The organism is Mycobacterium sp. (assembly GCF_050700595.1).
Taxonomy (GTDB): domain Bacteria; phylum Actinomycetota; class Actinomycetes; order Mycobacteriales; family Mycobacteriaceae; genus Mycobacterium.
The window spans coordinates 1-25064 of the sequence record NZ_JBOHHI010000102.1; the positions used below are offsets into that span (position 1 = coordinate 1).

Annotated in this window: 21 protein-coding genes, 1 tRNA gene and 2 pseudogenes; 11 read left to right on the forward strand and 13 right to left on the reverse strand. The window is 68.1% G+C overall.

Going from position 1 to position 25064, the window contains the following annotated elements:
• Positions 1-152: 152 nt before the first annotated feature.
• Positions 153-1040: an SCO6745 family protein gene (locus ACRDTL_RS09935; RefSeq protein ID WP_431506539.1), complete on the reverse strand. Its 888-nt coding sequence runs from the start codon at positions 1038-1040 to the stop codon at positions 153-155.
• A 30-nt stretch (positions 1041-1070) separates the two neighbouring features.
• Here ACRDTL_RS09935 and ACRDTL_RS09940 point away from each other — a divergent pair, with 30 nt between their 5' ends.
• The gene (locus ACRDTL_RS09940) at positions 1071-1763 is read left to right on the forward strand and encodes an SIMPL domain-containing protein (RefSeq protein WP_431506540.1); all 693 of its coding nucleotides are present in this window, start codon (positions 1071-1073) and stop codon (positions 1761-1763) included.
• Here ACRDTL_RS09940 and hpt read toward each other — a convergent pair whose 3' ends face one another.
• The 4 genes from hpt to dacB are packed head-to-tail and all read right to left on the reverse strand — an operon-like array spanning position 1764 to position 5749.
• The gene (hpt, locus tag ACRDTL_RS09945) at positions 1764-2360 is read right to left on the reverse strand and encodes a hypoxanthine phosphoribosyltransferase (protein ID WP_431506541.1); all 597 of its coding nucleotides are present in this window, start codon (positions 2358-2360) and stop codon (positions 1764-1766) included.
• Between the two features lie 16 nt (positions 2361-2376).
• Positions 2377-3339: a tRNA lysidine(34) synthetase TilS gene (tilS, locus tag ACRDTL_RS09950; protein WP_431506542.1), complete on the reverse strand. Its 963-nt coding sequence runs from the start codon at positions 3337-3339 to the stop codon at positions 2377-2379.
• Positions 3318-4367, reverse strand: coding sequence for a zinc-dependent metalloprotease (locus ACRDTL_RS09955; RefSeq protein WP_431506557.1), 1050 nt, complete (start codon positions 4365-4367; stop codon positions 3318-3320). The genes tilS and ACRDTL_RS09955 overlap by 22 nt, the downstream gene beginning before the upstream one ends.
• Complete coding sequence (gene dacB, locus ACRDTL_RS09960; protein WP_431506543.1) at positions 4364-5749, reverse strand: D-alanyl-D-alanine carboxypeptidase/D-alanyl-D-alanine endopeptidase; 1386 nt, start codon at positions 5747-5749, stop codon at positions 4364-4366. Before dacB ends, ACRDTL_RS09955 begins: the two co-directional genes overlap by 4 nt.
• A 101-nt stretch (positions 5750-5850) precedes the next feature.
• Here dacB and ACRDTL_RS09965 point away from each other — a divergent pair, with 101 nt between their 5' ends.
• On the forward strand, positions 5851-6339 hold the full coding sequence (locus ACRDTL_RS09965; RefSeq protein WP_431506544.1) for an inorganic diphosphatase: 489 nt from the start codon (positions 5851-5853) through the stop codon (positions 6337-6339).
• Between the two features lie 29 nt (positions 6340-6368).
• Here ACRDTL_RS09965 and ACRDTL_RS09970 read toward each other — a convergent pair.
• Positions 6369-7545: pseudogene (locus ACRDTL_RS09970) on the reverse strand (alpha-hydroxy-acid oxidizing protein).
• 212 nt (positions 7546-7757) lie between these two features.
• On the opposite strand from ACRDTL_RS09970, the gene ACRDTL_RS09975 reads away from it, so the two are divergent.
• From ACRDTL_RS09975 to ACRDTL_RS09995, 5 genes are read left to right on the forward strand one after another with little or no spacing between them, the layout of a single operon-like run.
• A complete protein-coding gene (locus ACRDTL_RS09975; RefSeq protein WP_431506558.1) occupies positions 7758-8954 on the forward strand; it encodes a hypothetical protein in 1197 nt (398 codons plus the stop codon).
• A gap of 35 nt (positions 8955-8989) precedes the next feature.
• On the forward strand, positions 8990-9676 hold the full coding sequence (locus ACRDTL_RS09980) for a glycosyltransferase family 2 protein (RefSeq protein ID WP_431506545.1): 687 nt from the start codon (positions 8990-8992) through the stop codon (positions 9674-9676).
• The gene (locus ACRDTL_RS09985; RefSeq protein WP_431506546.1) at positions 9673-10014 is read left to right on the forward strand and encodes a DUF2304 domain-containing protein; all 342 of its coding nucleotides are present in this window, start codon (positions 9673-9675) and stop codon (positions 10012-10014) included. Before ACRDTL_RS09980 ends, ACRDTL_RS09985 begins: the two co-directional genes overlap by 4 nt.
• A 34-nt stretch (positions 10015-10048) precedes the next feature.
• On the forward strand, positions 10049-10702 hold the full coding sequence (locus ACRDTL_RS09990) for a hypothetical protein (RefSeq protein WP_431506547.1): 654 nt from the start codon (positions 10049-10051) through the stop codon (positions 10700-10702).
• Positions 10699-11301, forward strand: a complete 603-nt coding sequence (locus ACRDTL_RS09995) for an RES family NAD+ phosphorylase (RefSeq protein ID WP_431506548.1) — start codon at positions 10699-10701, stop codon at positions 11299-11301. Before ACRDTL_RS09990 ends, ACRDTL_RS09995 begins: the two co-directional genes overlap by 4 nt.
• A gap of 22 nt (positions 11302-11323) precedes the next feature.
• Here ACRDTL_RS09995 and ACRDTL_RS10000 read toward each other — a convergent pair whose 3' ends face one another.
• Positions 11324-12268, reverse strand: coding sequence for an NAD-dependent epimerase/dehydratase family protein (locus tag ACRDTL_RS10000; protein WP_431506549.1), 945 nt, complete (start codon positions 12266-12268; stop codon positions 11324-11326).
• Between ACRDTL_RS10000 and ACRDTL_RS10005 the strand changes: the two genes are divergently transcribed.
• Positions 12234-14081, forward strand: coding sequence for a hypothetical protein (locus tag ACRDTL_RS10005; RefSeq protein WP_431506550.1), 1848 nt, complete (start codon positions 12234-12236; stop codon positions 14079-14081). The two genes, ACRDTL_RS10000 and ACRDTL_RS10005, sit on opposite strands and share 35 nt — an antisense overlap.
• Positions 14082-14086: 5 nt before the next feature.
• On the opposite strand, the gene ACRDTL_RS10010 is transcribed toward ACRDTL_RS10005, so the two are convergent.
• Together ACRDTL_RS10010 and ACRDTL_RS10015 are read right to left on the reverse strand one after the other, a co-directional pair.
• Positions 14087-14160, reverse strand: a tRNA-Thr gene (locus tag ACRDTL_RS10010).
• A gap of 23 nt (positions 14161-14183) precedes the next feature.
• Positions 14184-15386, reverse strand: a complete 1203-nt coding sequence (locus ACRDTL_RS10015; protein ID WP_431506551.1) for a DNA polymerase III subunit delta' — start codon at positions 15384-15386, stop codon at positions 14184-14186.
• A gap of 55 nt (positions 15387-15441) precedes the next feature.
• Between ACRDTL_RS10015 and ACRDTL_RS10020 the strand changes: the two genes are divergently transcribed.
• On the forward strand, positions 15442-17061 hold the full coding sequence (locus ACRDTL_RS10020; protein ID WP_431506552.1) for an adenylate/guanylate cyclase domain-containing protein: 1620 nt from the start codon (positions 15442-15444) through the stop codon (positions 17059-17061).
• Here ACRDTL_RS10020 and topA read toward each other — a convergent pair.
• The 3 genes from topA to cspA all read right to left on the reverse strand — a co-directional run bounded on the left by topA (position 17058) and on the right by cspA (position 20894).
• A complete protein-coding gene (gene topA / locus ACRDTL_RS10025) occupies positions 17058-19841 on the reverse strand; it encodes a type I DNA topoisomerase (RefSeq protein ID WP_431506553.1) in 2784 nt (927 codons plus the stop codon). The genes ACRDTL_RS10020 and topA overlap by 4 nt on opposite strands.
• A 154-nt stretch (positions 19842-19995) precedes the next feature.
• A complete protein-coding gene (locus tag ACRDTL_RS10030; RefSeq protein ID WP_431506554.1) occupies positions 19996-20574 on the reverse strand; it encodes a hypothetical protein in 579 nt (192 codons plus the stop codon).
• 116 nt (positions 20575-20690) lie between these two features.
• The gene (gene cspA, locus ACRDTL_RS10035) at positions 20691-20894 is read right to left on the reverse strand and encodes a cold shock protein CspA (protein ID WP_083088599.1); all 204 of its coding nucleotides are present in this window, start codon (positions 20892-20894) and stop codon (positions 20691-20693) included.
• Between the two features lie 273 nt (positions 20895-21167).
• Here cspA and ACRDTL_RS10040 point away from each other — a divergent pair, with 273 nt between their 5' ends.
• Together ACRDTL_RS10040 and ACRDTL_RS10045 are read left to right on the forward strand one after the other, a co-directional pair.
• Positions 21168-23501 (forward strand): DEAD/DEAH box helicase, encoded by a 2334-nt coding sequence (locus ACRDTL_RS10040; RefSeq protein ID WP_431506555.1) that lies wholly within the window; start codon positions 21168-21170, stop codon positions 23499-23501.
• A 318-nt stretch (positions 23502-23819) separates the two neighbouring features.
• A complete protein-coding gene (locus tag ACRDTL_RS10045) occupies positions 23820-24854 on the forward strand; it encodes a PAS domain-containing protein (RefSeq protein ID WP_431506556.1) in 1035 nt (344 codons plus the stop codon).
• On the opposite strand, the pseudogene ACRDTL_RS10050 reads toward ACRDTL_RS10045, so the two are convergent.
• A pseudogene (locus ACRDTL_RS10050) lies at positions 24851-25064 on the reverse strand (Rv3654c family TadE-like protein); the annotation flags it as partial. The gene ACRDTL_RS10045 and the pseudogene ACRDTL_RS10050 overlap by 4 nt on opposite strands.

The window sequence follows — 25064 nt, forward strand, 5'->3', positions numbered from 1 at the left end:
TGCGCGACATGCTGTTCCTCTTCAAAGGCACACCCAGCACCAGCCCGTTCTGCACCTGGGTCAACGACCCGCGCGAACCCGAAGAACTACCACCGGATTGGACGCCAGACGAACCCGAACCGCTACCCGACGACCCGCCCTTCTGAACGCGATCAGCGGTTCGCCAGCGCAGCAAGGTCCTGCGGCCCTGCAGCCGGATAACCGCCAGCTGCTTGCAGCTGCCGCGACCACGCGCCGATGAGGCCGACTAGCTCGTCGAGGTCGTCACCCAGTGCGGCGGTAATAGGCATGCATCCCTCGTCGGTGGCCACCTCGATCGTCTCCCGGGCTGTCCGCCCTGCGTCGGTGAGCGCGCCATCGCGGACCAGCCCGCGTGACTCCAGCCGTTTCTCGGCCGCAGCCAGGTCTTCGTCGGTCCAGGCTCTGGTTCGTATGTAGCTGCGCAGCGGCATCCCCCAGTACAGCTCGGTGATAAGGCCGATCTCGACACCATCGAAACCGGCACTGGTCCAGACGTTCACGTGGACGTCGCCGCGGTATTCGCGCAGCTCGTCGGCAAGACGCCAGGCGTCGGCCAGCGCCTCGCCTGGCAGACCGAGGGCGACGAGACCCGCAAACAGCGGCTTTCCCGCCAACGGCAACCGGTCCGTCGCGCGCTGTAGCAGCTCCAACACCCGATCGAGGCCGTCCGGGTGAGCACCGAGAATACGGCGCAGCTGTCGCACCGCGCCGTCGGTTCGTGCCGCGCAGATCGTGGAGGCGTCGGTCAGCGTCCACCCGTTGGCGACCGCCGGCACCACGACCGCGGGGTTGAACACCGCGAAGGCCGCGGCGATCACCTCACCGGGCACCTGCCCCATCACCGAGCCGCGGCTGCAGAAGTAGGCCGGACCGTCGGGCATCTCGACCTCGCCCGTTTTCGCGGGGCTGGGCCCGAACCCGAGTGCCGCATAACTCTGGTGGCATTCCGGGGAGAAGTACACCTGTCCCGCGAAGGGTTCGATTGCTAAGGCGAGCGCTCTCGCCGGGGCGACGGTCATCACGGGTAATCCTCGCATAGGGTGCCAGACATGTTGCGTCTTGTCGCCGCGTTGGGAATCGTCGTCGCGTCGCTGTCCGCATGCGACAGCGACCCCGGTCCGGTCAAAGACCAGTCGCGGCAGGTGACGGTCGTCGGCGCAGGCGAAGTCGAAGGCGCCCCGGACACCCTGACCGTCGACGTCGCGATCGAATTCATCGCACCCGACGTCACCGCGGCAATGGATCAAACCAACGAACGGCAGCAGGCCGTCATCAACGCGCTGACCGGCGCCGGCGTGGACAACAAAGACATCAGCACCACCGACGTCACCCTGCAACCGCAATACGGCGGAACCACCGGAACCATCACCGGCTATCGCGCCGCCAACTCGATCCGGGTCAAGATCCGCAAAACGGATGCGGCGTCGAACCTGTTGGCCGTGATCGTGACCACGGGCGGCGACGCAACCCGGATCAACTCGGTGAGCTATTCCATCGCCGACGACTCGAGGCTGGTCAAGGACGCACGTGCGCGGGCTTTCCAGGACGCCAAGGACCGGGCCGGGCAGTATGCGCAGCTGGCCGGGCTCAGCCTGGGCAAGGTGATCTCCATCTCGGAGGCCACCGGCGGCACGCCACCACCGACACCGATGCCGCGCGCGCCGATGGCAACCGAAGTTCCGCTGGAACCGGGCCAGCAGACGGTGAACTTCTCGGTGACCGCGATCTGGGAGCTGCGCTAGCTACTCCTGATAGACCCGCGGGTCCAGGGTGCCGATGTAGGGCAGGTCGCGGTAGCGCTCCTCATAGTCGAGGCCGTAGCCGACGACGAACTCGTGGGGGATGTCGAATCCCACGTAGGCGATGTCGACATTGGCGCGCACCGCGTCGGGTTTGCGCAGCAGCGTGCACACCCGCAATGACCGCGGACGGCGAGTGGCCAGGTTACGCAGCAGCCACGACAACGTCAGCCCGGAATCGACGACGTCCTCGACGATCAGCGCGTCCCGATCGTTGATATCGCGGTCCAGGTCCTTGAGGATGCGCACCACTCCCGACGACGACGTCGACGATCCGTAGGAGCTGACCGCCATGAACTCGAACTGGGTCGGCAGCGGAATAGCGCGCGCCAAGTCGGTGACAAACATGACCGCACCCTTGAGCACGGTGATCAACAGCAGATCCTGGCTGTCTGAGCCGGACTGGTAATCCTCACCGATTTGCGCACCAAGCTCGGCGGTGCGGGTCTTGATCTGCTCCTCGGTGAGTAGCACCGATTTGATGTCCCCCGGGTACAACTCCCGCGAGTCCGCTCCCACGTGCACAGCGTGCCACGTCACCGGCCGGGAGCGCGAGTCAGATCGGCTCGGATCGCAGCGTCAGCAGCCTGCCACGTCGGCCCGCGACCAACCGCTGGCCGCGCAGCGTCGACCCGACTGCCACCCCGCCCTGGCCACGCCACGCGGTGACCAGCGTGTCGACCCCGCGAATCTGCTTATCCGTCAGGCTGGTCGCGCCACCGGCCAGCAGCCAGCTGCGGATGACGCCGCGGCGGACCGGACTCGGCAAGTCCGTCAACACCCGGGTGTCGAGCCCGTCATCGGTCATCGAGGTGGCCAGCGCCTGCGCGATCAGCGTGTCGATCAACTCGGTGTCTTCCCGCAACGCCGCCGCGGTGCGGGCCAGCGCCTCGGCCACCCCGCCGCCCAGCACGTCTTCCAGCAGCGGCAGCACTTCCTGGCGCAGTCGGCTCCGGGTGAAGCGGCGGTCGGTGTTGTGCGGATCCTGCCACGCGGCCAGCCCCAACTCCGCACAGACCGCGTGCGTCACGCTGCGCCGCACCCCCAGCAGCGGCCGGAACCACGGCGGATCGTCCGGGCGCATCCCGGCGATCGAGCGGGCTCCCGAACCGCGGCCCAGCCCGAGCAGCACGGTCTCGGCCTGATCGTCGAGGGTGTGCGCCAGCAGCACCGGGCGATCGCGACGCGCGGCGTCCAGCGCAAGGTAGCGAGCTGTGCGCGCCGCCCCCTCCGGACCGCCGTCACCACTCACCTCAACACAAAGAACTTCGGCCGCAACGCATCCCAGTTCCAGCGCCTGAGTTCGGGCGGCTGCGGCAACCTCCGCCGAGCCGGTCTGCAGACCGTGGTCGACGATCAGCGCGGTGGTCGGCAGCATGGCCGCCGCCACCGCGGTGAGCGCCAACGAATCCGGACCGCCCGAGAGCGCCACGCACCACCGCTCGACGGCCGGAAGGTACTCCTTGGCGAAGGCCGCGACTGCCGTATGCAGCCGGCCTACAGCACCCGATCGATCCACCGTTGCGGGTCTTCGATCTCGGCCGGCAGGGGCAGCGTCTCGGGGCCGGACCAGATGACGTTGAACCGCTGCATCCCGACCCGGCCCACCACATCGTCGACGAACGCCTTGCCGCGGGTGTACTGGCTGAGCTTGGCGTCGATGCCCAGCAATGCGCGCAGCAGCCGTTGCAGCGGTGGCTGTTTGCGCTGACGACGGTCGTCGAAGCGGCGGCGGATGATCGCCACCGACGGCACCACCGCCGGCCCGACGGCGTCCATCACGTGATCGGCATGTCCCTCCAGCAAGGTGCCGAGCACCAGCAGCCGATCCAGGGCCCGGCGCTGCGGCTCGGACTGCACGGCGCGCACCAGGCCCAGCACACCCGACGACTGCGAGCCCGGGGCGCCGTCCGACGATTCACCGCGACCACGGACGAAATCGACCAGGCGCGACACCACCTGAGCGACGTCGTCACCACTTTCCTGCGTCAGCACGCCCAGCGCCTCCGACATGTAGCCGGATAGCCACGGGTTGGCGGTGAACTGCACCCGGTGCGTCACCTCATGCAGGCACACCCACAACCGGAAATCGGACGGCTCGACCCGCAATTGCCGCTCGACCGCGATGACGTTGGGATACACCAGCAGCAGGCAGCCGCCGTCGACGAAGGGGTCGTACTGGCCGAGGATTCCGGACGCGACGAATGCCAGCACCGCACCGGTCTGCGCGCCGGCCACCCGTCCGGTGATCGCGCCCCGCGGCTTATCGGTTCCGCCGGTCATTACCCGCATTGACTCGGCGGCCGCGCGGATCCATGCCGGCCGGTCGACGATGCGTGCATCGGGCATCAGGTCGCCGGCGTGCAGGCCGGTCACTTCACGGACCGGCGGTTCGGCCGCGATGGCGGCACCGGCCAGGTCATCGATCGCCTGCCCGCGGGTGTAGTCGGTGGCCGGCGGGCCCGGGCGGGCCAGCCATTCCCCGACGGTGGCCGCGAAGCGCCAATCGACGGCGCGACCGACTGTCAGCTCCGGCGCCGAGCTCACGTTGCGCATCCACATGACCTTAAGGCCGCGGCCAGGTTGTCGACCGCAATGCGACCGGTCGGGCCGGCGTCGTTGGAGATCAGGGCGAAGGTCAGCACTCGTCCGCTGACGTCGGTGACCACCCCCGCCAGCGCATTAATGGCGGTCAGCGACCCGGTTTTGGCCCGCAACCAGCCGGCCGCCGGGCCGGGCTTGAAGGTGGGATCAAGGAAGCGGTCACTCAGCGTGCCGCTGCCGCCGGCGATCGGCAGCATGTCCAGCAGCGGCCGCAGCGCCGGCTGGTCGGGCCCGGCCGCCGCCTGCACGACGGCATCGAGGGACTTCGCCGTGAGCCGGTCATCGACCGACAACCCGCTGGAATCCTGCAGGGCGGCACCGGTGACGTCGATGTGCGCGGTGCTCAGCCGGTTGATCACCGCATCGACGGCGCCGGCGAAGCTGCGCGGCCGGCCCAGGTCCGCCGCGACTTCGCGACCGATACATTCGGCCATCACGTTGTCGGAGGCGTCCATCATCTGCTGCAGCCGCTGGATCAGCGGCGCCGACTGCACCGCGGCCAGCTGCCGTGCACCGGTCGGCGCGGGGTGGGGGGCGATCGTCACGCGACTCGGGTCGACGCCGAGTGCGAGGGCAAGCGCGCGGCCCGCATCCAGAGCCGGGGTATGCGATCGAGTGGACTCGACGGTCGCCGGCTGGATACGCCCGGCGTCGAGCATCACCGACTCGATCGGGGCCACATCACCGCCCTCGATATCGCCCGGATCCCAGCCCGGCGCCAGCAGAGGTCCGCTGAACGCCGAGGTGTCCACGTGCACCGCGGCCGGTGCCACGCCGCTGTGGCGAACCTGATCGGCCAGATCGCTGATCCGGGCCGCGCCGTGATACCAGGTCTGCTGGCCCGGCCGGGCCCCGGACAGCGTCGGATCACCCCCGCCCACCAGCACGACGACGCCCGGCGCGTCGCCGGCTACCACCCGGGTGGTGATCCGGGCGTCCCGGTCCAGCGCCAGCAGTGCGGCCGCGGAGGTGAGCGTCTTGTTGGTCGACGCAGGCAGCATCGGCGCGCCGTCCTGCTGTTGCCAGAGCTCTGTGGCGGTCATCGCGTCGGTGACCCGCCCGGCCAGCAGGCCCAGATTGCGGTCGGCCAGTGCGGGCGCCAGCATCGCCGTCAACCCGGCGGGGGTCGGCATCGCGGCGGTGTCGGGCACCGGCACGACCCCCGGGTTCGCAGTGACGGCCGGCGGCGGTGGAATGTCGGCATCGCGTGCCTCGCGATGTTTCGCGGTGAACACCGCCGCTGTCGCCAGCAGAACGGCAACTATCGCCAGTACGGCCGCCCCCACGATCAGGTGGGTTGACGGCCGCCACCGGGTGGGACGCATGACTCTCCTGACTCCTCCGGTCCTATTCTGCCCAACAGGTCGACTCCATTAGGGTGTACCTCCGAGCGGATGAGCATTGACACCACGAAGGAGCCGAAGCGGTGGAATTCGACGTGACGATCGAAATTCCGAAGGGCCAACGGAACAAATACGAGGTCGACCACGAAACCGGACGGGTTCGCCTGGACCGTTACCTCTATACCTCGATGGCCTACCCGGCCGACTACGGCTTCATCGAGGACACCCTCGGAGAGGACGGCGACCCGCTCGACGCGATGGTGCTGCTACCGCAACCACTGTTCCCGGGCGTACTGGTCAGGGCGCGCCCGGTCGGCATGTTCCGGATGACCGACGAAGCCGGCGGCGACGACAAGGTGTTGTGCGTACCGGCCGGTGACCACCGGTGGGATCACATCAAGGACATCGGCGACGTTCCGGAGTTCGAACTGGACACCATCAAACACTTCTTCTCGCAGTACAAGGCGCTGGAACCGGGCAAATATGTCGAGGCCGCCGACTGGGTGGGCCGCGCCGATGCCGAAGCCGAGGTGCAGCGCTCGGTGGAACGGTTCAAGACCACCGGCCACTAAGACACGCTTACCGGCGTGCACCAAGCCGATCAATCCAGCCGCTCGACGGCGAGTTGATCCAGCTCGGTGTAGCAGTCGACCGCCATTGTCAGATCGGCCTCGGCCAGGATCTGCGACACGACGGTCCGCAGGCCCTCGCGTCCGCCGACCGCCAAACCGTACGCGTACGGCCGGCCGATGCCGACCAGCGCGGCCCCCAGCCAACAGGTCCCCCCCCAGCCCACAGGCGCGCAGTACGTCGACGCCGTCGCGGATTCCCGAGTCATACGTCACCGGCAGGCCGCCGGCGGCTTCGATGACCGGCTCGAGGTGGCAAATAGCGGGAACACCGCCGTTTGCCTGGCGCCCACCATGATTGGAGCATGCGATGACATCCACGCCGAGCTGCCTAGCGTGGGCGGCGTCGTCGGGTAGGCAGATTCCCTTGACGATGAGCGGCAGTTCGGTGATCTGGCGTAACCAGGTCAGATCGTGCCAGGTGAATGCCGGGTTGGCGAACACGTCCATCCACACCGCGCCGGCGTGCATCGGGTCGAGGTCCTTTTCGCTTGTCACACCGGCTAATTCGCGGAAGCGTGGATCCGAGGTGTAGTTGGCGATACAGTCGCCGCGCATCATCGGCATGAATCCGTGCGAGAGGTCTCGAGGCCGCCAGCCAACCGTGCCGTAGTCGACGGTGACGGCGATGGCGTCGAAACCGGCTCTCTCGGCCCGCATGACGATGCTTTCGGTCAGTTTCTCGTCGGCCGTGGGATAGAGCTGGAACACACCGAATGATCGGCCGCGAGCCTCCGCGACTTCTTCGATGGTGGCCGACGAGAGCGTGGAATACATGCCAACCAGGTCGAGTTCGTCGCAAACCCGGGCGGCCTCCAGATCACCCTCCGGTCGGATGTTGCCGAGAACTCCGACCGGGCAGAGGAACACCGGCGACGGCAGCTTGCGGTCGAGGAACGTGACCGACATGTCGCGCTCGCTGCGGTCGCGCAGCATTCGCGGTGTCAGGCCGTAGCGGCGCAGCTCGGTGACATTGATGTCCTGGGTTTCCTCGTCACCGGCGCCACCTTTGACATAGCCGTAGATCAACGGGTCCATGCTCTCGCAGGCGCGGTGTTCCCACTCGGCGAAGGTAAACGGAAACGGTGACGTCTTGTTGAGAACCCCGGCTTTGTAGAACTGGTACTGGTAGTCGCCGAAGTTGCCCATAACCCGTCTCCCACCTTGTTCGAGTGCCGGCGAGCGAGCTGTACCCGTTACGGTGACGCGCTACACGGCGACGCCAGCTCATCGGGCGCCCGGACGGGCGCTTAGTATCTTCAAACTGTGGCGATGCCGACGGTCCCCGCTAAACAGTTGCTGCCACTGTGACCGAGGTCGGCGGTACCGCAGCATCCGCCGGGCCGATAACACGCAGCAGCATGGCCCGGGTGGGTTCGGCGACCGTACTGACCGCCCTGTGCGTGTACGGCGTCGTCTATTTGGCGGCTCGTGACCTGGCGCCGGCCGGCTTCTCGGTGTTCGCGGTGTTCTGGGGCGCGTTTGGGCTGGTCGCCGGGGCCGCCGGCGGCCTGCTGCAGGAAACCACCCGGGAAGTCCGCGCGGTGCGCTACACCCCGGCCGTGCCGGGCCGCCGGACCCGTCCGCTGCAGGCTGCCGGAATGGTCGGGCTGGTCGCGGCCGTGGCGATCGCCGGAAGCTCACCACTGTGGAGTGCGCAGGTGTTCGTCGACGCCCGCTGGCTCTCGGTCGGCCTGCTCAGCGTCGGGCTGGCCGGGTTCTGCCTACACGCCACCCTGCTGGGCATGCTGGCCGGCGCCGACCACTGGACGCAGTACGGGGCGCTGATGGTGACCGACGCCGCCATCCGGATGGCGGTCGCGGTGGCCACCTTCATGATCGGCTGGGGCCTGGTCGGGTTTTTGTGGGCCACCGTCGCGGGCTCGGTGGCGTGGCTGATCATGCTGGCGTTCTCGCCGACGGCTCGGGCCGCGTCGCGACTGCTGACACCGGGGAGCACCGCCACCTTCCTGCGCGGGGCGGCTCACTCGATCACCGCGGCGGGCGCCAGCGCGGTTCTGGTGATGGGTTTTCCGGTGCTGCTGAAAGTCACCTCGGCCGAGTTGGGCGCCCAGGGCGGGGTGGTGATCCTGGCGGTCACCTTGACCCGGGCGCCGCTGCTGGTGCCGCTGTACGCCATGCAGGGCAACCTGATCGCCCACTTCGTTGACCAGCGCACCGAGCGGCTGCGGGCGCTGATCTCGCCGGCGGTGCTGGTCGCCGGGATCGGTGCGATCGGCGTGCCGGCCGCGGGCCTGGCCGGCCCGTGGCTGTTGCGAGTCGCGTTCGGGCCGGACTATCAGGCCGGCAGCGCCCTGCTGGCGTGGCTGACGGCCGGCGCGGTGGCGATCGCGCTGCTGACGCTCACCGGCGCCTCGGCGGTCGCGGCCGCGTTGCATCGAGCCTACGCGCTGGGTTGGGTCGGGGCAACCGTCGCGGCAACGCTGTTGCTGCTGTTGCCGCTGTCGCTGGAGACCCGCACGATCATTGCGCTGCTGTGCGGTCCGCTGGTGGGAATTGGCGTGCATCTGGCCGCCCTCGCGCGTCGCGGCAGCTGATCGACCGTATCCGGCGTGTAATTTGTGGGATCGAAATGGGTTACCCCGACGTCTGGATCGTCGTTCCGGCCTTCAACGAAGCCGGTGTCATCGGCGACGTCGTCGCCGACGTCCGCTCGGTCTTTGATCACGTCGTGTGTGTGGACGACGGCAGCAGCGACGGCACCGGCGAGATCGCGTTGCGGGCCGGAGCTCACCTGGTGCGCCACCCGGTGAACCTGGGCCAGGGTGCCGCCATCCAGACCGGCGTCGAGTACGCCCGACGACAGCCCGGTGCGCAGGTCTTCGCCACCTTCGACGGCGACGGTCAGCACCAGGTCAAAAACGTCGTCGCGATGGTCGGACGGCTGGCCGCCGGCGATGTCGACCTCGTGATCGGAACCAGGTTCGGGCCCGGTGTCACCCGACCGCCGCTGGTCAAACGCCTCGTGCTGCGGACCGCGACATGGCTGAGCCCGCGCGGACGGCGCCTGGGATTGACCGACACCAACAACGGCCTGCGGGTGTTCAACAAGCGAGTCGCCGACGTGCTCGACATCACGATGAGCGGGATGAGCCATGCCACCGAGTTCGTCATGCTGATCGACGAACACCACTGGCGGATCGCCGAAGAGCCGGTCGAGGTGCTCTACACCGAATACTCCAAATCCAAGGGTCAGCCGCTGCTCAACGGCGTCAACATCATCTTCGATGGGTTCCTGCGAGGAAGGATGCCGCGATGACGTGGATCAAGGTGCTGCTGATCGGCTCGATCATCGCGCTGCTGTTCTATCTGCTGCGTTCGCGACGCAGCGCGCAGTCGCGGGCCTGGGTCAAGGTCGGCTACATCGTGTTCGTTTTGGCCGCGGTGTATGCGGTGCTGCGACCCAACGACACCACGGTGGTGGCGCATTGGGTCGGTGTGGCGCGCGGGACCGACCTGATGCTCTACGCGTTGATCGTCGCGTTCAGCTTCACCACGCTGAGCACCTACCTGCGATTCAAGGACCTGGAGTTGCGCTACGCCCGGCTGGCCCGCGCCATCGCACTGGAGAGTGCGCAGGTACCCGAGCAGGGTTAGAGCTGATGGCGTAGGTATGTCGTATGATGATGACATGGCTACGACAACTGACCAGCTTGATGCCTTACTCAGCCGGGTGAACGAGGCGACCAAGCAGCTACAGCGATCTGAGACGGTTCCGCCCGAGGTTGCTAAGCTCATCGACAGCTTCGAGCCGACACTGGGGGCTGCGACACCGTTGCGGCTCGAGGCCGACCCATATCTCACGACGACACTGTGGGCAGCGGCGTTTCGCGCCGAGAAAGCGCTCCGCCACGGCAATGCTGCGAACCAGCGTAGGGATGTTCGCATTGCGCTCGAGCAATTCCGCCACGCGTTGCGCGACATCACCGAAGACCAGCCGTACAACGATGATGCTCCAGTCCGCGAAGTACTTGCCAGGACAGCCGACATCCTCGCGGCCCCGCAGAAGTCTCTCGCAGACCTCCTCGGGGTTTCCGTTCGCCAGCTTCAGCGCTGGCTTGCTGCGGGCGGGCCTGAGCCGGCGGCCGATGATGCCGCGCGGATCCGCGTGGTTGGGCGAGTTGTGAACCAGCTACGCCACTTATTCACCGGTCCCGGTGTAGTCGCCTGGTTCTACCGCGAGCATCCCGTCCTCGGGCGGCGTCCGATCGAGCTGCTCGATGACCCACTGTGCTACCCGCAGCTCCTCAGCGCCGCCACGGCCGCTCGTGCCATGACGGCATGAGACTGACGGCATTTCGACACGCGTCCTATGACTCGCCGTGGTGGGCGTTCCCCAGCTCACGGGCCGGCCGTTTTCACCGTGCCAAAAGCGACACGGTGCAGTATCTAAGCCTTCATCCACTGGGCCCTGCCGCCGAGATGCTTCGCCACAACGTTGGCGCGAGCGGCAATCCAGACGATGTCCTCTTGAACTTGTGGACCGCGCTCGTCGACGCCGATGACGCGACACGGGTCGACTTCGACGACTGCGACCGATATGGGGTGACACCTGACGAGCTCGTCGGCGACGACTACACCGCTACCCAGGCATTGGCCGATTTGGTGCGGGACGGCGGTGCAACCGCGATGATCGTGCCGTCGGCCGCGCTACCCGGAACCTACAATCTGATCCTGTTCGGTGTCCGAGTCCTGAATCCCTTTCTGTCCGCCCCGCTTATCCCTGAAGAAATCCCGACGGGGCACCTTACCGACGGAGCGCGTCCCCCGGCCGAGGTGGCGCCGCATGTCCGGTGGTTCGGCGATCCGCACAAGGCGGCAGAGCAATGGAAGAAGACCGGCCGCTACGACCTATTCGACGATCCCAACGCGATGCGTTGTTGAGTCGTAAACCCGCGAAACGCAGCTAGCCCGAATGCGCGACCCGGAAGTACTCGACGGTGCGGCGCAGCCCGTCGTCGAGTCGAACCTGCGGACGCCAGCCCAAAACCCGTTGTGCGCGGCCGAAGTCGAGGCACGACCGCTTTAAATCGCCGAGCCGTGGCGGGTGAAACTCCGGGTCGTCGGGTACACCCACCGCCGCCGCCATCGCTGAATGCAGTTGGCAATCCGAGGTTTCCACGCCGGTTCCGATGTTGAACCGCTGCCCGCCACCCACCGGCGCAGCTGCTTTGACGAACGCATCCACCACGTCGTCGACGTAGACATAGTCACGGGTGTTGGAGCCGTCACCGAAAACCCAGGTGGCTTTCCCGGAGAGCAGCCCCTGGGCGAAGATCGCCACCACCCCGGCCTCGCCGTGCGGATCCTGGCGCGGGCCGTAGACATTGGCCGGCGCGATGTGCGAGCAATCCAGGCCGTAGAGATGCCGAAACGCATTGAGGTAGATCTCCCCGGCTAGCTTGCCCGCGGCGTACGGCGATGCCGGATCGGTCGGCACCGTCTCGCTGGTCGGGTACGTAGGCGGGATGCCGTAGATGGATCCGCCCGAGGAAGTGTCCACGATCTTGCGCACTTGTGCGCTGCGGGCGGCGTCGGCCAGCCGGACCGTGCCGACGACGTTCACCGACGCGTCGAACTCCGGGTCGGCCACCGAGTGCCGCACGTCGATTTGGGCGGCCAGATGGAACACCACCTCCGGACGGTGTTCGTCGAGGATGGCCTGCAGGTCCGCGGTGACGATGTCCGCTTCGACGAAGACGAACGATTCGGTGTCGACCAGGTGCTCGAGGTTGGTCGCCCGGCCGGACGCGAAGTTGTCCAGGCCCACCACGGTGTGACCGTCGTTCAGCAGCCGGTCGACTAGCGTCGACCCGATGAAACCGGCTGCCCCGGTGACCAGTGCGCGCACCGGCCCACCATACCGACGGGCTCCCCGGATTCCGCCGGTGACGCGGGTACCCCGAATCGCACTGGTCGCCACCGCACTGGTCGCTGCGCAACTGGCGATCCGGGCGGTGCTCGCGTTCGGCGGCTACTTCTACTGGGACGACCTGATCCTGATCGGTCGGGCCGGCACGCATCAGCTGCTGTCGGCGTCGTATCTGTTCGACGATCACGACGGCCACGTCATGCCCGGCGCCTACCTGGTCGCCGGGGCCATCACCCGGCTGGCGCCGCTGAACTGGACCGGGCCGGCGATCAGCCTGGTGGTGCTGCAACTATTGGTCTCGTTGGCGCTGCTGCGCGCACTGCATGTGATTCTGGGCTGGCGGCCGGTGCTGCTCGTGCCGCTGACCTTCGCGCTGTTCACCCCGTTGGGCATTCCGGGTTTCGCGTGGTGGGCGGCGGCGCTGAACTCGCTGCCGATGCTGGCGGCGCTGGCCTGGGTTTGCGGTGACGCGCTCCAGCTGGTCCGCACCGGCAACCAGCGCTACGCGGTGACCGGCGTCCTGGTCTACCTCGGCGGGCTGGTGTTCTTCGAGAAGGCCGCGGTGATCCCGTTCGTCGCGTTCACGATCGCCGCGCTGTGCCGCCACGTGCAGGGCGATCGCGCTGCGCTGGCGACGGTGTGGCGCGCCGGTGTCCGGTTGTGGACGGCGTCGCTGGCGCTGACCGCCGCCTGGATTGTGGTCTACCTCGCGGTGGTCGACCAGCAGCGGTGGAGCACGGATCTGGCGATGACGGGGAATCTGCTGTGGCGCTCGATCACCCATGGCATCGTGCCCGGCCTGGCCGGCGGGCCATGGGCGTGGGCCCGCTGGGCGCCGGCCTCACCATGGGCCACTCCGCCGCTAGCGGTCCGGGTGCTCGGCTGGCTGGTGCTGGCGGCGGCGCTGATAATCACGCTGATCCGCAAACGACGCATCGGGCCGGTGTGGCTGACCGCGGCCGGCTACGCGGTGGCCTGCCAGGTACCGATCTATCTGATGCGATCGTCGCGCTTCACCGCCCTGGAGCTGGCCCAGACCCTGCGGTATTTCCCGGACCTGGTCGTCGTGCTGGCGCTGCTGGCCGCGGTCGGGTTCTGCGCACCGAACCGCGCGTCCCCGGGCTGGCTGGACGCGTCTCTGCCGCGCACCCTGGTGACGACGGGTTTGACGGTGTTGTTCGTTGCCAGCAGCTGGTATTCGACCGCGACGTTTCTGAGCTCGTGGCGGGACAATCCCGCCCAGCCGTACCTGCAGAACGCGCGCCGGAGTCTGGCCGCCGCGCATGCCGCCGCAAACCCGCCGCTGCTCGACCAGGAGGTCGACCCACTGGTGCTGGGCCGGGTGGCCTGGCCGGAGAACCTGGCCAGTCATATGTTCGCGCTGCTGCGCGATCGCCCGGAATTCGCCACGACCACAACGCAATTGCGGATGCTGGACAGCTCAGGGCGGCTGGTGGACGCGCGGGTGGCCTGGATCCGCACCATCGTGCCCGGGCCCACACCCCGGTGCGGATACTTCGTGCAACCCGACAGCCCCGCGGCGCTTGGGATCGACGGCCCGCTGTTGCCGGCGGACTGGACCGCCGAGCTCAACTACCTGGCCAACAGCGACGGCTCGATGACGATTTGGCTGATGGACGGGCCGCGGGTCAAGGTTCCGGTGCATCCCGGGCTCAACCGGGTCTATGTGCGGCTACCCGGCGCGGGCAATGCGATCACGGTGCAGGCCGAAACCGCCGCGCTGGCGGTGTGCGTCGCGGCCGGGCCGGTGGGTTATCTGGTGCCGGGCTGAGCGCGAGCCGCCTGGGGGAATCGAACCCCCGACCTATTCATTACGAGTGAATCGCTCTGGCCGACTGAGCTAAGGCGGCATGCCCTTGCGGGCGGCATGAGTCTACAGGTCAGACCGCAGCGCCTGGCCGATGGTGGCGACCATCGCATCGACGGCGAAGCGGGGTTTGACGTTGACCGCCAACGCTTCGCGGCACTCCAGCACCGCTTCGATACAGCGCAGTAGCCGCTCTGGGGTGGCGTGGGCGGCCATCGCCGCCACCCGCTCGGCCATGTCAGGGTGGTTGGCCCGCACGGTGTCGGCGCCGGTGGCCACCAGCAGCGCATCCCGGAAGTAGGTCGCCAGATCGATCAGCGCCCGGTCCAGCGCATCCCGCGACGCCCGGGTCTGACGCGACTTCTGCCGTCGTTCGAGGTCTCTGATCGCCCCGGTGGCGCCGCGCAACGCCGCCGCGGTTCCCTTGCCGGTGCCGCCCGCACCCAACGCCGTGCGCAGGTACTCGGTTTCGGCCTCGTCGCGCCCGGCAGTCAACACTTGGGCCTCCGCCTCGGCGGCGGCCACCAGCTCCTCGGCGGCCGCATAGGCCCGTGACGGCGTCGCCGCGTCACGGGCCAGCCCCAGCGCCCGCTGCCGTCCCTCGCGTGCCTCCGGGTCGGTGGCCAACCGCCGCGCCCGCCCGACATGTCCACCGCAGACCGACGCCGCCCAGTTCGCCGTGTCGGCGGCCAGTCCGTCGCTATCGACCAACACCTGCGCGATCGCCGCCGCCGAGGGGGTCGCCAGCGCGACGTGCCGGCAACGCGACCGAAGTGTGACGGCGATGTCCTCCGGGTCCACCGACGGCGCACACAGCAAAAACACCGTCGACGGCGGCGGTTCCTCGACGACCTTGAGCAACGCGTTCGCCGCGCCTTCGGTAAGCCGGTCGGCATCCTCGATCAGCACCACCTGCCAACGCCCGGTGCTCGGCCGCCGGGACGCGACTCCGACGATGGCCCGCATCTCGTCGACACCGATCGACAACCCCTCCGGAATGACCCGCCGCACGTCGGCGTGCGTGCCGGCCATTGTCGTCGTGCAGGCGCGGCACCGGCCGCAGCCCGGCACACCATCCGACGTGCACTGCAGCGCGGCCGCGAAGCACAGCGCCGCGACCGAGCGGCCCGAGCCGGGCGGGCCGGTGATCAGCCAGGCGTGGGTCATTGCCGTGGTGTGAGCCGAATCACCGCGGGCCGCTTGGGCGGCGGCCACCAACTCGACCTCCACCGACTCCTGGCCGACGAGCCGCGTAAATACCCCGGACATCACCGGTAACAGTAGTGCTCGCCGGCGACACGACCGAAGGCTCTTTGGCTACGTTGTGGTCACCGCCGACCGATACGGTGTGCTGGTGACCACCACGGCGGCACTTCCCGGGCGGATCAGTGGATTCCTCCAGTGGCTGGTGCGCACCCCGTGGCCGGTGTTGACGCTGAGCATGGTGCAGGCCGACATCGTCGGCGGGCTACTCGTGTTCGGCTTCCTGCGCTACGGGCTGCCGCCCGAGGACCGCATCGAGTTGCAGGAGCTGCCGCACCTCAACATGGCGATCTTCGGGCTGGTAATCGTCGCGCTCTTCGCCACGGGGACCTCAGTGAGTGTGCGGCTGCTTGTGCCGGTGTTCCGGTGGCAGCGCCGCGACGGACTGCTCGTCGACGACGATCCGGCCACCACCGAACTGGCCCGCAGTCGTGCGTTACGGATGCCCTTCTACCGCACGCTGATCAGCCTGGGCTACTGGTGCATCGGTGGCGTGGTGTTCATCATCATCAGCTGGCGAGAAACCAGCCACCTGGCACCCGTGGTCGCTGTCGCCGTCGCCCTGGGCGCCGCCGCCACTGCGATCATCGGCTACCTGCAGGCCGAACGGGTGCTGCGTCCGGTGGCCGTCGCCGCGCTGCGCGCCGGTGTGCCGGAGAACCTGCGGGCACCGGGCGTCATCTTGCGCCAGCTGCTGACCTGGGCACTATCCACCGGTGTGCCGCTGCTGGCGATCGTGCTGGCCGTGGTGGCAGACCGGTTCGCCTTCCTGCACGCACCGGCGGAGAAGCTGTTCACGCCGATCCTGCTGATGGCATTGGCCGCATTGGTGATCGGGTTGGCCAGCACGCTGCTGGTAGCGATGTCGACCGCCGACCCGCTGCGGCAGCTGCGCTGGGCGCTCGGGGAGGTGCAGCGCGGTAACTACAACGCGCACATGCAGATTTACGACGCCAGCGAGCTGGGTCTGCTGCAGGCCGGCTTCAACGACATGGTCCGCGACCTCGCCGAGCGGCAGCGGCTGCGTGACCTGTTCGGCCGCTACGTCGGTGAGGATGTGGCGCGGCGCGCCCTGGAGCGCGGCACCGAGTTGGGCGGACAGGAGCGCGATGTCGCGGTGCTGTTCGTCGACCTGGTCGGCTCCACGAAGCTGGCGGCGACACGACCGCCCGCCGAGGTGGTCAGCTTGCTGAACGAGTTCTTCCGGGTGGTGGTCGACACCGTCGGCCGGCACGGTGGCTTTGTCAACAAATTCCAGGGCGATGCGGCGTTGGCGATTTTCGGCGCTCCCATCGAGCATCCCGACGGTGCGGGCGCGGCGTTGGCTGCGGCTCGCGAACTGCATGACGAACTGCTGCCGGTGATCGGTACCGCGGAGTTCGGCATCGGAGTGTCGGCCGGGCGGGCCATCGCCGGCCATATCGGCGCGCAGGCCCGATTCGAGTACACCGTGATCGGTGACCCGGTCAACGAGGCCGCGCGGCTGACCGAGCTGGCCAAGCTCGAAGACGGCCACGTGCTGGCCTCGGCGATCGCGGTCAGTGGCGCGCTGGACGCCGAGGCGCTGTGCTGGGATGTCGGCGAAGTGGTCTCACTGCGTGGCCGCGCCTCACCAACTCAACTGGCTCGACCGCTGAATCTGGCTGCACCGCAAGAGGTTTCCAGCGAGGTCAGTAGCTAGCGCCGCTTCTTGGCCGACGCTTTGTGGGTGCTCTTTTTTGTCGTCCGCTTGGCGGGGCCCCGAGCGCGACGGTCGGCCAGCAACTCGGCACCGCGTTCGTCGGTGATCGACAACACGTCGTCGCCCTTGCGCAGACTGGCGTTGGTCTCCCCGTCGGTGACGTAGGGCCCGAACCGGCCGTCCTTGATCACCATCGGCTTGCCCGTCGCGGGATCGGTGCCGAGCTCACGCAACGGTGGCGCCGATACACGTTGGCCACCACGGCGTTTCGGCTCGGCATAGATCTTCAACGCCGCGTCGAGGGTGATGTCGAAAATCTGATCTTCGGTAGCCAGCGAGCGAGAATCCTTGCCGCGCCGCAGGTATGGACCGTAACGCCCGTTCTGGGCGGTGATCTCCTCACCCGTGTCAGGGTCGACACCCACCACCCGCGGCAACGACAGCAGTTTCAGTGCGTCGTCAAGGGTGACGGTCCGCAGGTCCATGCTGCGCAACAGCGATCCGGTGCGCCGCTTGGGACCGGTGGCCGTCTTGCCCTTCTTGGCGGGTGCGGAACCCTCGTCGCCCTCAGGCGGTGCGGGCAAGACCTCGGTCACATACGGCCCGTACCGGCCATCTTTGGCGACGATCTCGTGTCCGGTCTCCGGATCCACACCGAGCACCCGGCCCTCTTGCGGTGTGGCGAAAAGCTCCTCGGCCAGGTCCAGAGTCAACTCATCCGGGGTGAGCGTGTCGTTGAGGTTGGCCCGTTGTGGCGTCGGCTCGCCGTCGTCGCCGGTCACCATGCGCTCCAGGTACGGTCCGTTCTTGCCCACCCGCACATAAACGGAACGTCCTTGGGCGTCGTCAAACAGCTTGATGGAGTTGACTTCTCGAGCGTCGATGCCCTCGAGGTTGACACCGACAAGCTTTTTCAGGCCGCCCGAGCGGGCCACCGAGTCGGGCACGCCGTGGTCGCCACCGAAGTAGAAGTGGTTGAGCCAGGTGGTGCGCTGCTCGTGTCCGGCGGCGATCTCGTCGAGCTCGTCTTCCATGGCAGCGGTGAAGCCGTAGTCGACCAGTCGGCCGAAATGCTGCTCCAGCAGCCCGATGACGGCGAACGCGACCCAGGACGGCACCAGCGCGCTGCCCTTCTTGTACACGTAGCCACGGTCCTGGATCGTCTTGATGATCGACGAGTAGGTCGACGGCCGCCCGATACCCAGCTCCTCGAGCGCTTTGACCAGCGACGCCTCCGTGTAGCGAGGCGGCGGGTTGGTGGAATGCCCGTCGGGGGTCAGCTCGGTAGTGTCCACCCGCTGACCCTGCGTCAGGTGCGGCAACCGCCGCTCGGCATCGTCGGCCTCGCCGCCGGCCAGTTCGTCGACGGTTTCCACGTAGGCCTTCAGGAAGCCCGGGAAGGTGAGGGTGCGCCCGCTGGCGGAGAACACGACCTGCGCCTCGCTGGATGCCCCGCCGATCCGCAGGCTCAGCGTGGTGCCGCGCGCATCGGCCATCTGCGAGGCGACCGTGCGCTGCCAGATCAGCTCATAGAGCCGGAAATCGTCGCCGTCGAGTTCACGGCGCACCGCGTCAGGGGTGGCGAACGTCTCCCCGGCGGGCCGGATCGCCTCATGGGCTTCCTGCGCGTTTTTCACCTTGCGGGTGTACTGGCGCGGTGACGGCGAGACGTACTCCTCACCGTAAAGCTGGCGAGCCTGGGTACGGGCCGCGGTGATCGCCGACTCCGACAGCGTCGTCGAGTCGGTCCGCATGTACGTGATGTAGCCGTTCTCGTAGAGCCGCTGGGCGACGCGCATCGTCCGCTCGGCGGAAAACCGCAGCTTGCGGCCCGCCTCCTGTTGCAGCGTCGAGGTCATGAACGGCGGATATGGGCGACGCGTGTAGGGCTTTTCCTCCACCGCCGCCACGGTCAGCTGGGCGCCGCGCAAACCGTCGGCTAGCGCGCCCGCGCGGGTCTCATCGAGCACCACCACTTCATCGGGCTTGCGCAGGACGCCCAGCGAGTCGAAATCGCGGCCGGTGGCGACCCGCAGACCGTCGACGCCGGTCAGTCGCGCGGTGAAGGTCGGCGGGGACGCCTGCGGGTCGGACACGCTGGCGTCCAACTCGGCGACCACATCCCAGTAGGCGGCGCTGCGGAACGCCATCCGGTCACGTTCGCGAGCCACGATGATGCGAGTGGCCACCGATTGCACCCGGCCCGCCGAAAGCTTCGGCGCCACCTTCTTCCACAACACCGGGCTGACCTCGTAGCCATACAGCCGGTCCAGGATGCGGCGGGTTTCCTGGGCGTCGACCAAGTCGATGTCCAGACCGCGTGGATGCTCGGCGGCTGCCCGGATAGCCGGCTCGGTGATCTCATGGAAGACCATCCGTTTGACCGGGATGCTGGGTTTCAGCGTCTCCAACAGATGCCAGGCGATCGCTTCGCCTTCTCGGTCGCCATCAGTGGCCAGGTAGAGCTCATCGACGTCTTTGAGCAGGCCTTTGAGCTCGCTGACGGTGCGCTTCTTGTCGGGGCTGATGATGTAGAGCGGTTCGAAATCCCCGTCGACGTTGACGCCGAGCCGAGCCCAGGGCTCGGATTTGTACTTCGCCGGCACGTCGGCCGCGGCACGCGGCAAATCCCGGATATGGCCCCGCGACGACTCGACGATGTAGTTCGAGCCCAGATAGCCGGCTAATTTGCGCGCCTTCGTCGGCGACTCGACGATAACGAGTCGCCGCGCGCTGCCATTACCCCTGTTAATAGGGCTGCCGCTACCGCCGTCAGCCAACTGCGCTTACGCTCCACTTCTTTGTCCCCGGCCCCAGGTCCATGACCGGCCGGCGTGGTCGCCGGGTCGTTCGGGCCTGAAGGTACCTGACAATGTGACACCCGGGGCGGGTCGACGCAAACCGACTCCCCGGTGGTAACCCTCCCGGTCGTCGCTAAACGCGGGGCCAGCACGAGAACGCTTCGGCGGCGTCGGGTGGTTCCCCCACGTTTTCTACCAGGCGTGATAACCGGCGTCGGCCACTGATCCGCAGCGCCGGCCGAGCACCGCGGGTCCCGATCAAGGTCGGCGCGATCCCGACCCGCATCAACGTCGACGCCAGCGGGGAATGGGTATCCGGCGCGTGCGGGTCCAGTCCGAGCAGGTAATGGTCGGCTTCCAGGCTGCCGGCCGCCAGTGTCCAGGCCCGCAGTTCCCGCGGCCCGGGCAGCCACAGCGGGGGCACCGTCTTGACCGCGCCCCGCGTCCACTCGGCAGCGATGCGGCGCAGCCGGACGTCCACCGCGGTCCGCACCAGCGGAGTGTCCTCCTCGGTGCGGGCGATCTCGGATGCCAGGCCGGCCTCGTCGATCATCTCGGCCAGCGCGTCGGCCCGCCAGAGCTGATCCACGACCACCGAGAGGCGGGCCCCGCCGTCGAGCAGCACAACCTGACCGGTGGCCGCCAGCACGCCGGTCAGGTCGGTGACCGCAGGCGGCACCGACTCGGCCGAGAAGAACGACAGCTGGCTCACGCCACCGACAGTAAGCCGCGCCCGGCGTCGACGAGCGCCGCGACGCGGCGCGGCAACGACAAACCCCCGGGCTGAACCCGATGATCGGGACGCCCGGGGGGCTCGTCGCAAGTTACTCAGATGGAGCGAACGCCGGTGGCCTGCGGCCCCTTGGGGCTCTGGCCGACCTCGAACTCGACTCGCTGGTTCTCCTCAAGGGTGCGGAAGCCCGTTCCCTGGATCTCCGTGTAGTGGACAAACACATCCGCGGAACCGTCTTCCGGGGCGATAAAGCCGAACCCCTTCTCCGCGTTGAACCACTTCACAGTTCCCTGTGGCATTTCTTTCCTTCTTTTCTTGGGTACGGAACACCGTGTTTCGGTGCTCCGGGCCCGCTGTGACCGCCATACCCGTGGAGTCGCCGGAACTTCACCCGACCTACACCCTCGCAGGAACCGCGGCCGCAACGTCGATCCTGCGAAAGTTTGACACGAACACAGAAGCTGCGACCGCCCAATAGTCAATCATGTTCATCGCGTCTGCGACAGCCTCGGGTGATCAATTCGGCAACCGATAAGAATTCAAATACCACGCCAGACTGACAAAGGTGGGCAATGGCAACGTTCGGCCGCGAATTGCTCGGGGCTGCGCTCGGCGGCTGCGAGCCGGGTGAGCATCCACTGCGCCATGTCGCCGAGCTGCCGCCGCGGGCCGGCCGGCCGCGCCCGTGGCCGTCGTGGGCCGAGCCCGATGTGGTCCGCGCGTTCGTCGACCGCGGTATCGGCTCGCCATGGTCACACCAGGTCGACGCCGCGGAACTGGCGCATGCCGGGCGCCACGTGGTGATCAGCACCGGCACCGCGTCGGGAAAATCGCTGGCCTACCAACTTCCGATCCTGGGCGCGCTGGCGAGGAATCCGCGGGCCCGGGTGCTGTACCTGTCGCCGACCAAAGCACTCGGGCACGATCAGTTACGGGCCGCGCATGCGTTGACCGCGGCGATCCCGCGACTGCATGATGTGGCGCCCACCGCCTACGACGGTGACAGTCCCGCCGAGGTGCGCCGCTTCGCGCGGGAACGCTCCCGGTGGCTGTTCTCCAACCCGGACATGGTGCATCTGTCGATGCTGCGAAACCACGGGCGCTGGGCGGTTTTTCTGCGCGGCCTTCGCTATCTGGTTGTCGACGAATGTCACTGTTACCGAGGAGTTTTCGGTTCGAATGTGGCCATGGTGCTGCGTCGGCTGCTGCGGTTGTGTGCGCGCTACTCGGCAGACCCCGGCTCGACGCCGACGGTAATCTTCGCCAGCGCGACGACGGCCTCACCCGGAGCCACCGCGTCCGAGCTGATCGGTCAGCCGGTGGCCGAGATCACCGAGGACGGCTCGCCGCAGGGCGCCCGCACGGTCGCGTTGTGGGAGCCGCCCCTGCTCGCCGACCTGACCGGGGAGAACGGCGCCCCGGTGCGGCGGTCCGCCGGTGCCGAGGCGGCACGGGTGATGGCCGACCTGATCGCCGAGGGGGCCCGCACGTTGACATTCGTTCGGTCGCGCCGCGGTGCGGAGCTGACCGCGCTCGCGGCCCGTGCCCGCCTGGACGGAGTCGCACCGGAGCTGACCGAGAAGGTGGCGTCCTACCGTGCCGGATATCTGCCCGAAGACCGCACCGCGCTGGAACACGCGCTGGCCGACGGGCAACTGCGCGGTCTGGCCACCACCAACGCGCTGGAGTTGGGCGTGGACATCGCCGGGCTGGACGCGGTGGTACTGGCCGGCTTTCCGGGGACGGTCACCTCGTTTTGGCAGCAGGCCGGCCGGTCGGGCCGGCGGGGCCAGGGCGCGTTGATCGTGCTGGTCGCCCGCGACGATCCGCTGGACACCTATCTGGTCCATCACCCTGCGGCGCTATTGGACAAGCCGATCGAGCGGGTTGTCATCGATCCGGCCAACCCGTACATCCTTGGCCCCCAATTGCTTTGTGCGGCAACTGAGCTACCCCTAGATGACACCGAGATCCGGACGCTGGGCGCCGAGCAGGTCGCCGGCTCGCTGGTCGACGACGGGTTGCTGCGGCGGCGGTCCGGCAGGTATTACCCCGCTCCGGGCGTGGATCCGCACCCCGGGGTGGACATCCGGGGACCCACCGGCGGCCAGATCGTGATCGTGGAGGCCGACACCGGACGGTTGCTGGGCACCGCCGGCGCCGGCCAGGCCCCGGCCTCCGTGCACCCGGGAGCGGTATACCTGCACCAGGGTGAGAGCTACGTCGTCGATTCGCTGGACTTCGAGCAGGGCATGGCCGTTGTCCATGCCGAGGATCCGGGCTACGCGACGTTCGCCCGCGAACTCACCGACATCGTGGTCACCGGGGCAGGTGAGCGAACGGTGTTCGGATCGGTCACGCTGGGTCTGGTGCCGGTCACGGTCACCAGCCGCGTCGTCGGCTACCTGCGCCGCAGGCTGTCCGGTGAGGTGATCGACTTCGTCGATCTGGAGATGCCGACGCAAACATTGGCCACCTCGGCGGTCATGTACACCATTACGCCGGAGGCGCTGGAGCGCCACGGGGTCGACGTGCCGCACATCCCGGGGGCGCTGCACGCCGCCGAGCATGCGGCGATCGGGCTCCTGCCGCTGGTTGTCAGCTGCGATCGCGGCGACATCGGCGGCCTGTCCACCGCAGTCGGCCCCGAATGGGACGGGCTACCCAGCGTCTTCGTCTACGACGGCTATCCGGGCGGGGCGGGATTCGCCGAACGCGGGTTCCGCCGGGCCCGCACCTGGCTGGGTGCCACCGCCGCGGCCATCGAGGCGTGCGAATGCGTGCACGGCTGCCCCTCGTGCGTGCAGTCTCCGAAATGCGGCAGCGGGAACGACCCGTTGGACAAGACGGGCGCGGTGCGCGTGTTGCGGTTGGTTCTCGCAGAGTTGGCTCACGAAGCGTCGTGAGGCATGCGGACGTCGACCGACCCCTCGACAGTCGACTTCCCGGACCTCTGCAGCCGTCACGAGCACGCGTTCCTCGCTGCTGAAGAATGCGACGTGCCGAGCGCGCAAGACAGCGCGACGAACGGTCGGACAACGCGAGCCGTTCTCACTCCGGATGGGCGCAGCAGGAAAATACCCGGCCGCGGTATTGGTATGCAAATCGTTGGTCAACCTGTCGGCCGTATGCGCGTGGACGCATGCCAAATGTCGCCGGTTCAGCAGGGCAGCAACAGATTAAGCCGGCTAATCTGTTGCTTCGCGGCCGGTAAAATGTGCGTTATGCCCCACGACTGGCTGCTGGCCGAGACGCTGGGCAACGAACCGGCCGTGGTCGCGCTTGGACGTCAGCAGCGGAACCTCGTTCCGATCACGGCGTTTCTGCGCCGCAATCCACATCTGGCCGCCATCCGGTCGGCGATCGCCGAGTCGATGCAAACCGGTCAAAGCCTGGTCAGTATCACATCCAAGAACGACCGGGTGATCCGCACCGAGCCGGTGGTGATGTCAGACGGGCGGATACACGGTGTGCATATCTGGAGCGGGCCGACGCGGGCCAAACCGCCGGAGCGGCCGATCCCGGGCCCGCTCAAGTGGGACCTGACCGTCGGCGTGGCCACCGACACACCGGAGTCGCTGGCCAACAACGGCAAGGATCCCGAGGTCGAAGACACCCACGGTCGATCGTTCGCGCAGAATTGGCCGTCGCGGGATCTCAAACCCAACGAGAGCAAGGTGCTGGCACTGGCGGTCGGCACCGAACCGGGCCAGACGCTGTGCGAAACCTGGGACGGCACCGATTGGCAGGGCAACCCGATCCGGGTGAGTTTCGTCGCGCGCAAGGCGCTCGAGCCGGGCCCGGATGGGCGCGACCACCTGATCGCACGGGGGATGAACTGGCGGTCGGCGCCGAGCGGGACAGCGGAGCCAGCCGACCCACTCGGACAGCGGATCCTGCACGGATTAGCCCAACCGGGGGTGCACCGTGCGCTGGTCGATCTCAGCAGCTGGACCCTGCTGAAATGGCTTGACGAGCCCTGCCCGTTCTACGACTGGCGGCGCACCGCACTGAATGCGCCGCGGGTACATCCCGGCGACGAGCCGAGGCTGGCAGCCATGACCGCGGCGTTCGCCGGCGGCGCGACCGCCGGGGTGCTGCGCATGCCCGGCCACGGCGATACCTGGGTTGCCGTGCACGTAACCGTCAACCGGGTGGAGCTCGATGAAAAGACGTTCGCCGGTCTGGTGTCGGTGCGGTTGCCGACCGGCGCGGAACTGGCCGAGGCGGGCCTGCCGGCGGTCGAGAACCCGACCTAACCGGTGGGGCCGGCCCGAGCGGCGGCTCGGGCGATGCCCCATTCGCCGACGGCGACGCCGACCGTGACAACGACATCCAGGTCGCGCACCGCGCATTGGGCGTCGTCGGCCCGCATCGCGCGGGCCACTGCCGTCGCCCGCGCACACGCCGATTCGGGTCCCGCGGGCAGCCGCGCGGCGGCGGCAACGGCGGCGAGGTCGGCCGCCGCC